Below are 6,817 nucleotides of genomic sequence, written 5' to 3'. Positions count from 1 at the left end.
GGGTAGGGGTGCGAGGGGGCGGGCCCGGGTGGGCCCGCCCCGCTCAGACCCCCGGCGTCACCCAGTCAGCAAAGTCAACGCATCCGCGAGACGGCGCCGATGCGCCGCCGGAGAGCCGAACAGGAGCCCCGCCCCATGCGCCCGTTTGAAGTGCCGGTGCGCCTCGTGCTCCCAGGTGATGCCGATCCCGCCGTGCAGCTGGATCATCTCGGCCGCGACCGCCGCATAGGCCTCGGAGCAGGCCGACTTGGCGGCGGCGGCCAGATCCGTCCGCGCGTCCGCGTACGCCGCGGCCAGCGCGATCGACCTGGCCGCCTCCACCTGGACGTACATATCGGCGAGGCGGTGCTTGACCGCCTGGAAGGAACCGATGGGCCGCCCGAACTGGACGCGGTCCTTGGCGTACCGGACGGTGTCGTCGAGGGCCCGCCCGGCCCCGCCCACCTGCTCCGCGGCGAGCGCCACGCACGCGACATCCCGGACGCGCGCGAGGATCCGCTCCCCCGAACCATCCGCGCCGACAAGCCGCGCGGGGGCGCCCCGCAGCACCATCCGGGCCTGTGGACGCGTGCCGTCCATGGTCGGTACGTACATCAACTCCGCCGAGTCCGCTTCGAGTTGAAAGAGGCCGAGCCCTCGTGACGTACGGGCGAAGGCCAGCAGCACACCGGGTTCAACCGCACCGGGGCCGCCACCCGCGAGAACATGTTCCTTGACGCCGCTCAGGCGCCACCCTCCCGCCGCGTCGCGCGAGGCACTCGCCTCGACGTCCGACGCGTCCCAGCCGCCGCCTTCCGCCCAGCCGAGCGCCCCGGTCACCCGCCCTTCCGCGAGTCCCGGCAGCAGCTCCGCGCACGCCCCCGCGTCCCCCGATGCGATCAGCGACACGACCGCGAGCACCGCGGACCCGAGATAGGGAACAGGACTCAGCGCCCGCCCCAACTCCTCCATCACCACGTGCACTTCGGGCGCCCCGCAGCCGAGTCCGCCGTACTCCTCGGGTACGTAGAGCCCCGCGACGCCGATCTGTCCGGTCAGCGGAGCCCATGCCGCGCCCCCCTCGTGGCGGTCGAGCACGGACCGCACGGCGGCCCGCAGTTCCGCCTGCTCCGCGGACTCCCTCATCGCGCCTCTCCCCTCGCCACGCGCCGCAGTTCACCCTTGAGCAGCTTGCCGCCCGCGTTGCGCGGCAGTTCGGGGACGATCACGAAGCGCCTCGGCACCTTGAAGTTGGCGAGCCGTTCCCTCGTCCAGGCGGTGAGCTGGTCCGCCGCCACCTCACGCGTGGTGACCACGAACGCGACGCCCACCTCCCCGAGGCGTTCGTCCGGCGCCCCCACCACCGCCGCGTCCACGACCGACTCGTGTCCGAGCAGGACGTTCTCGACCTCCGCCGGATAGGCGTTGAAGCCCCCGACCACGTACATGTCCTTGAGCCGGTCCGTGATCGCGAGGTAGCCGCGCTCGTCGAGGACGCCGATGTCGCCCGTGCGCAGCCAACCGCCCTCCAGGACGGCTTCGGCGGTGGCCGCCGGGTCGTCGAGGTAGCCGAGCATGACGTGCCCGCCGCGCACCTGTACCTCGCCCTGTTCCCCGGCGGGCAGGACGTCGCCCGCCGGCGAGGTGATGCGCAGCCGCGTCCCCGGAGTCGGCACGCCGACCGTGTGCGCCACCGTCCAGGCGTCCGCGTCCGTCGGGCAGACGGTGACGACACCGCCGGTCTCGCTCAGGCCGTACGCCGTGAAGACGTCGGGGACACCGAGTTCGGTACGGATCTGCTCGACGAGCGCGGTCGGGACGGTGGCCGCGCCGGTGCCCGCGAGGCGGAGAGCCGACAGATCATGTTCGTGCCTCCGGGGGTGGTGGATCAGGCCGTGGAAGACGGTGGGGGGTCCCATCAGGCAGGTGACCCGCTCCTGAGCCATCCGGCGCAGGACGCGGTCGGGGTCGTACACCTCCTCGGGAAGCATCGTGACCCCGCGCAGCAGGCAGCCGATGACGCCGGCCTTGTAGCCGAAGGTGTGGAAGAAGGGGTTGACGAGGAGATAGCGGTCCCCGGGTGTGAGGGTGACGGCGTCCGTCCACTCCTCGTAGGCCTGGAGGTTCCGGCCGTGGGTCATCATCACGCCCTTGGGGCGGCCCGTGGTGCCCGAGGTGTAGATGATGTCGGAGAGATCGTCCGGGCCGACCGCGGCGGTGCGCGCCGCCCGTTCCTCCTCGGTGGTCCACCTGCCCAGGCGCAGATACTCGTCCCAGGCGAGCGCGCCCTGACCCGCGTCGCCGCGCAGGACGACCGTGGACCGCAGCGCGCCCAGGTCCTCGCCGGACTCGTGCAGCATCGCCACGTAGTCCGTGCCGAGGAAGTCCCGTTCGGCGAAGAGGACGGTGGCGCCGCTGCGCCGGATGATGTCGGCGGCCTCGGCCGCCTTGAACCGCGTGTTGACCGGGACGAGGACGGCTCCGACGCCGACCGCGCCGAGCGCTGCCGTGATCCACTGCCGGCTGTTGGGCGCCCAGACCGCGACACGGTCCCCCGGACGTATGCCGTGCGCGATGGCCGCGCGGGCCGCGGCCGCGATCTCCGCGCCCAACTGCCGGAAATTCCAGCGTACTTGGCCGTCGGCCAGCGCTTCGAGATCCCCGTACGCGGCCGCCGCGTACTCCGGGAGCCTGGCGAGCGTCACGGGTGGCGGCACTTGCTGTGGGCTGGTCACGAACCCTCCCTGCTTGACGTGCGAGCGTGGCCGGTATCCAATCACAGGTGTTTCGGTTAGGCATATACCTAGTAGGAACATTCATTGGAGGCATGATGCCGACCCTCGCTCCCCGCACCCACTCCGTCGACGACGCGGCCATGAAGTCCGTGCTCAGCAGCTTCTGCACGGGCGTCGCCGTGATCACGGCCGTCGCCGAGGACGGACACCCGGCCGGGATGGCCGTCCAGTCCTTCTCCTCGGTATCGCTCGACCCGCCGCTGATCTGCTTCTGCCCGGCGCACACCTCGTCGACCTGGCCGCGGATCCGCGCGGCGGGCCACTTCGCGGTCAACATCCTCGCCGCCGAACAGGAGCCGCTCAGCCGCCAGTTCGCGGTGACGGGCGGCGACAAGTTCCACGGCGTCCGCTGGCGGCCGGGCACACATGGCGCACCCCTGCTCGACGGGGCGCTCGCCACCGTCGAGTGCGACCTCGAGGACGTCCTGGACGGCGGCGATCACGCGATCGCGCTCGGCCGGGTCACCGCCCTGGCCGCGCACGGCACGGACAGCGATCCGCTGGTCTACTTCCGTCGCACCTACGGACGCGTGCCGTTCTCCAGCTCCTCGATGTCCGCGAGCATGCCGTCGACGAGATCGCGCTCGGAACGGTAGTAGCGCTCGGCCCACTTGAGGGTGAGCGTGGGGTACGCCCACGCCGCCTCGCTCCGCGCGCCCTCGATGTCCACCTCGGCGCGCAGCCGCATCGTCTCGGCGAACTCCCGGTGCCGGGCGAGCACTTCACGCAGCTGCTCCGGTTCGAGAAGATGCCCGAGCCAGATCCGCAGCATCGGGCCGTGCTTGAGCACCGGCGGATCGACGGGGGCCTCGCGTGCCCACCTGCGGACGGCGTCCATCCCCTCGCCGGTGATCCGGTAGACCCGCTTGTCGCGGCTGCCGGTCTCCTGAGCGACCATGCGCGACGTCGCGAACCCGGCCTTCTCAAGACGCTTCAGCTCGCTGTAGATCTGACTGAAGGACGGACTCCAGTAGAAGAAGCGCAGCGACCAGTCCGACCACTTCTTGAGGTCGTAACCGGACAACTCCTCACCGAAGGAGAGCAGTCCGAGCACCGCCCAGCTGGTCGCGGGCAGCGCGGGCAGCTCCGCCTCGCCGTCCGGCGCGCTCTCTTTCGCCTTGCTCTTCTTCTCCACCACGCCCGCAGTCTACGGACCCCCTTCCCCGACCCCACGTATGCCTGCTAGAAGTATTCCTATTAGGAATAGCTGAAGTAACCGACCACGGAGGAGACCCATGAAGTTCTCCATGATCTTCGAGGCCCAGCTCGCGGACCCGACCCCCGAACGTGAGCGTCAGGTCCTGCGCGACTGCGTCGAACAGGCCGTCTACGCCGAGGAGATGGGCTTCGACCGCGTCTGGGCGGTCGAGCACCACTCCCTCACCCAGTACGCGCACATGAGCGCCTCCGAGATCTTCCTGACCTGGGTGGCGGCCCGCACCTCGAAGATCCGTATCGGCCACGGCGTGGTCACCATGCCGTTCGGCTACCAGCACCCGGTGCGCGTCGCCGAGCGCGCCGCGATGCTCGACGTACTGACCGGCGGCCGGGTCGACATCGGCGCGGGACGCGGCGCGACCCGGCAGGAGATGTCCATGTACGGGGTGCGCCCCGAGGACACCTATCCGCAGATGGAAGAGGCCCTGCGCATCTTCTCCTCCGCCTGGCGCGAGGAGCAGTTCGAGTGGCACGGCTCGATCGACATCGGCCCCGGCGCGATCCTGCCGCGCCCGGTCCAGGACCCGCATCCACCCCTCTTCATGGCCTGCTCGAAGCACGACACCCTCAAGCTGGCCGCCGAACTGGGCATCGGCGCCCTGGTGATGGGCTTCGCCGGCGCCGACGACGTACGCGAGATGCGCAAGGTCTACGACGAGGCCATCGCGACCCGCACCGGCGAGCGCTTCGTGTCGAGCGAGGTCAACAACCACCTCTCCGCGCTCTGCCCGACGATCGTCCTGGACGACCCCGGCCTGGCCCTGCGCCTGGGCACCCGCGGCCAGCGCTTCTTCGCCGAGTCGATCGCGCACTGGTACGGCAACGGTCCCGCCCCGACCTCGTACGCCGAGACCGAGGAGGCGGCTGACCACGTGGCGGCCCTTGCCAAGGACCGCGAGGAGCTGGTCGCCAAGCTGCACGAGGCGAACATCCCGGCCCGCCCCGTCGACACCGGCACCTACAACGCCGAGCACGCGTACGGCAGCGCCGACACCGCCATCTCGTACGTCGAGCAGCTGCGCGAGATCGGCGTGGACGAGGTGATGTGCCTCATCCAGATGGGCACGGTCCCGCAGGAGGCGTGCATGGAGACCATCCGCCAGTGGGGCGAGAAGGTCATCCCGCACTTCAGGGCAGTGGAGGCGTGACGTGATCGCGATGGACGGCAAGGCGGTACTGATCACCGGCGGGGGACGCGGCCAGGGCGCGGCGGAGGCCCGGCTCTTCGCCGAGGCCGGGGCGCGGGTCGTGGTCACGGACGTACGGGAGGAGGAAGGCAGGGAGGTCGCCAAGTCCCTTGGGGAGCAAGGTCTTTTCGTACGTCATGACGTCACGGACGCGAAGAGCTGGGCGGCGGCGGTGGCGCGCTCCCTCGACGCGTTCGGCCGTCTGGACGCCCTCGTCAACAACGCGGCGCTGTGGCGCACGGCGTCCGTGGAGAGCGAGACGTACGAGAACTTCGAGACGCTGATCCGGGTCAATCTGCTCGGCCCCTTCCTGGGCATCCAGGCGGTGCTGCCCGCGCTGAAGGAGGCGGGTGGCGGCTCGATCGTGAACGTCTCGTCGACGGCGGGGCTCGTCGGGATACCGGGGCATGCCGCGTACGGGTCGACGAAGTTCGGGCTGCGGGGGCTGACCCGGTCCTCGGCGCTCGACCTGGCGAAGTACAAGGTACGGGTCAACTCCGTGCACCCCGGGGCGATCGACACCCCGATGATCTCTTCCGTCTCCGGTGCAGGAAAGGACTGGTCGCATCTGCCGCTGGGGCGGATGGGGCAGCCGCAGGAGGTCGGGGAGCTGGTGCTCTTCCTCGCATCGGACGCGTCGTCGTACGTCACGGGGGCGGAGTTCACCGTGGACGGGGGGTCGACGGCGGGATGAGTTCCCCTCCTGCGCTTCCGGACGACCCGCTGACCCCGATCGCCCGCGGGCTCTGCGACGCGATGTCGTCCGGGTTCCCCGATCCGGCCGACGGACCGCTGGACGCGGCGGCCCTGCGGGCGGCTTCGCGAGCGGGGCTCGGTCTGCGGCCCGTACTGCCGGTCCGCTCGGTGACGGAGCGGGTGACGCCGGTTCCCGTGCGGATCTACGACGACGGGGAGGGGGGCGGCGGCCGGGACCGGCCGCTCATCGTCTTCTTCCACGGCGGCGGCTGGGTGCTGTGCGATCTGGACACCCATGACGGTCTGTGCCGTGAACTCGCCGTCAGGACCGGGGCGGTGGTGGTCTCCGCCGACTACCGGCGGGCACCCGAGCACCGCTTCCCGGCCGCCGCCGACGACGCGTTCGCGGTGCTGGAGTGGGCCGCCGGGCATGCGGAGGAGCTCGGCTGTGATCCCGCGCGGGTCGTCGTCGCCGGGGATTCCAGCGGGGGCAACCTGGCTGCGGGGTGTGCGCTACGGGCCCGCGACGAGGCGGGGCCCGCCGTCGCCGCCCAGGTTCTCCTCTATCCGGTGCTCGATCATCGCTTCGAGAGCGATTCGGTGTCCGCGTCCGCGTACGCGTCGGGCTTCTTCCACACCACCGCTCACATGCGGTGGTACTGGGAGCAGTACGTCGGCCCCGGCGGCGACCGGGTCGCGGCCTCGCCCGGTCTCGCAGCTGATCTCACCGGGCTGCCCCCGGCGCTGTTCGTCCTCGCGGACTGCGATCCGCTGCGGGACGAGGGGATCGCGTACGCGCGGCGCCTTGCGGGGGTGGGGGTCTCTGCGGAGGTCCGGCTGTATCCGGGGGTGTTCCACGGGTTTCTGGGAGCGGGGGGGGTGCTGCTGTTTCTTATACACATCTGACGCTGCCGACCAATAGCCTTGTGAAGGTGCCAGCCC

Annotated in this window: 7 protein-coding genes; 4 read left to right on the top strand and 3 right to left on the bottom strand. The window is 70.9% G+C overall.

Annotation, left to right across the window (positions count from 1 at the left end; all coding sequences use genetic code 11):
• Positions 1–57: 57 nt before the first annotated feature.
• Positions 58–1,125, bottom strand: coding sequence for an acyl-CoA dehydrogenase family protein (locus tag E2651_RS39560; RefSeq protein WP_135336114.1), 1,068 nt, complete (start codon positions 1,123–1,125; stop codon positions 58–60).
• A complete protein-coding gene (locus E2651_RS39555) occupies positions 1,122–2,714 on the bottom strand; it encodes a FadD3 family acyl-CoA ligase (protein ID WP_245239501.1) in 1,593 nt (530 codons plus the stop codon). Before E2651_RS39555 ends, E2651_RS39560 begins: the two co-directional genes overlap by 4 nt.
• Positions 2,715–2,806: 92 nt before the next feature.
• On the opposite strand from E2651_RS39555, the gene E2651_RS39550 reads away from it, so the two are divergent.
• A complete protein-coding gene (locus E2651_RS39550) occupies positions 2,807–3,370 on the top strand; it encodes a flavin reductase family protein (protein WP_245239500.1) in 564 nt (187 codons plus the stop codon).
• On the opposite strand, the gene E2651_RS39545 is transcribed toward E2651_RS39550, so the two are convergent.
• The gene (locus E2651_RS39545; RefSeq protein WP_245239502.1) at positions 3,295–3,909 is read right to left on the bottom strand and encodes a helix-turn-helix transcriptional regulator; all 615 of its coding nucleotides are present in this window, start codon (positions 3,907–3,909) and stop codon (positions 3,295–3,297) included. The genes E2651_RS39550 and E2651_RS39545 overlap by 76 nt on opposite strands.
• A gap of 100 nt (positions 3,910–4,009) precedes the next feature.
• On the opposite strand from E2651_RS39545, the gene E2651_RS39540 reads away from it, so the two are divergent.
• Genes E2651_RS39540 through E2651_RS39530 form a run of 3 tightly spaced genes read left to right on the top strand, consistent with a single transcriptional unit; the run spans position 4,010 to position 6,781 of the window.
• Positions 4,010–5,140 carry an LLM class flavin-dependent oxidoreductase gene (locus E2651_RS39540; RefSeq protein WP_135336112.1) on the top strand — a complete coding sequence of 377 codons (1,131 nt, stop codon included), beginning with the start codon at positions 4,010–4,012 and terminating at the stop codon, positions 5,138–5,140.
• 10 nt (positions 5,141–5,150) lie between these two features.
• On the top strand, positions 5,151–5,873 hold the full coding sequence (locus E2651_RS39535; RefSeq protein ID WP_135336115.1) for a glucose 1-dehydrogenase: 723 nt from the start codon (positions 5,151–5,153) through the stop codon (positions 5,871–5,873).
• Positions 5,870–6,781: an alpha/beta hydrolase gene (locus E2651_RS39530; protein ID WP_135336111.1), complete on the top strand. Its 912-nt coding sequence runs from the start codon at positions 5,870–5,872 to the stop codon at positions 6,779–6,781. Before E2651_RS39535 ends, E2651_RS39530 begins: the two co-directional genes overlap by 4 nt.
• Positions 6,782–6,817: the final 36 nt, after the last annotated feature.

The organism is Streptomyces sp. MZ04 (genome assembly GCF_004684775.1).
In the GTDB taxonomy this organism is placed as follows: Bacteria; Actinomycetota; Actinomycetes; order Streptomycetales; family Streptomycetaceae; genus Streptomyces.
This window is presented reverse-complemented; position numbering and strand designations above follow the sequence as displayed.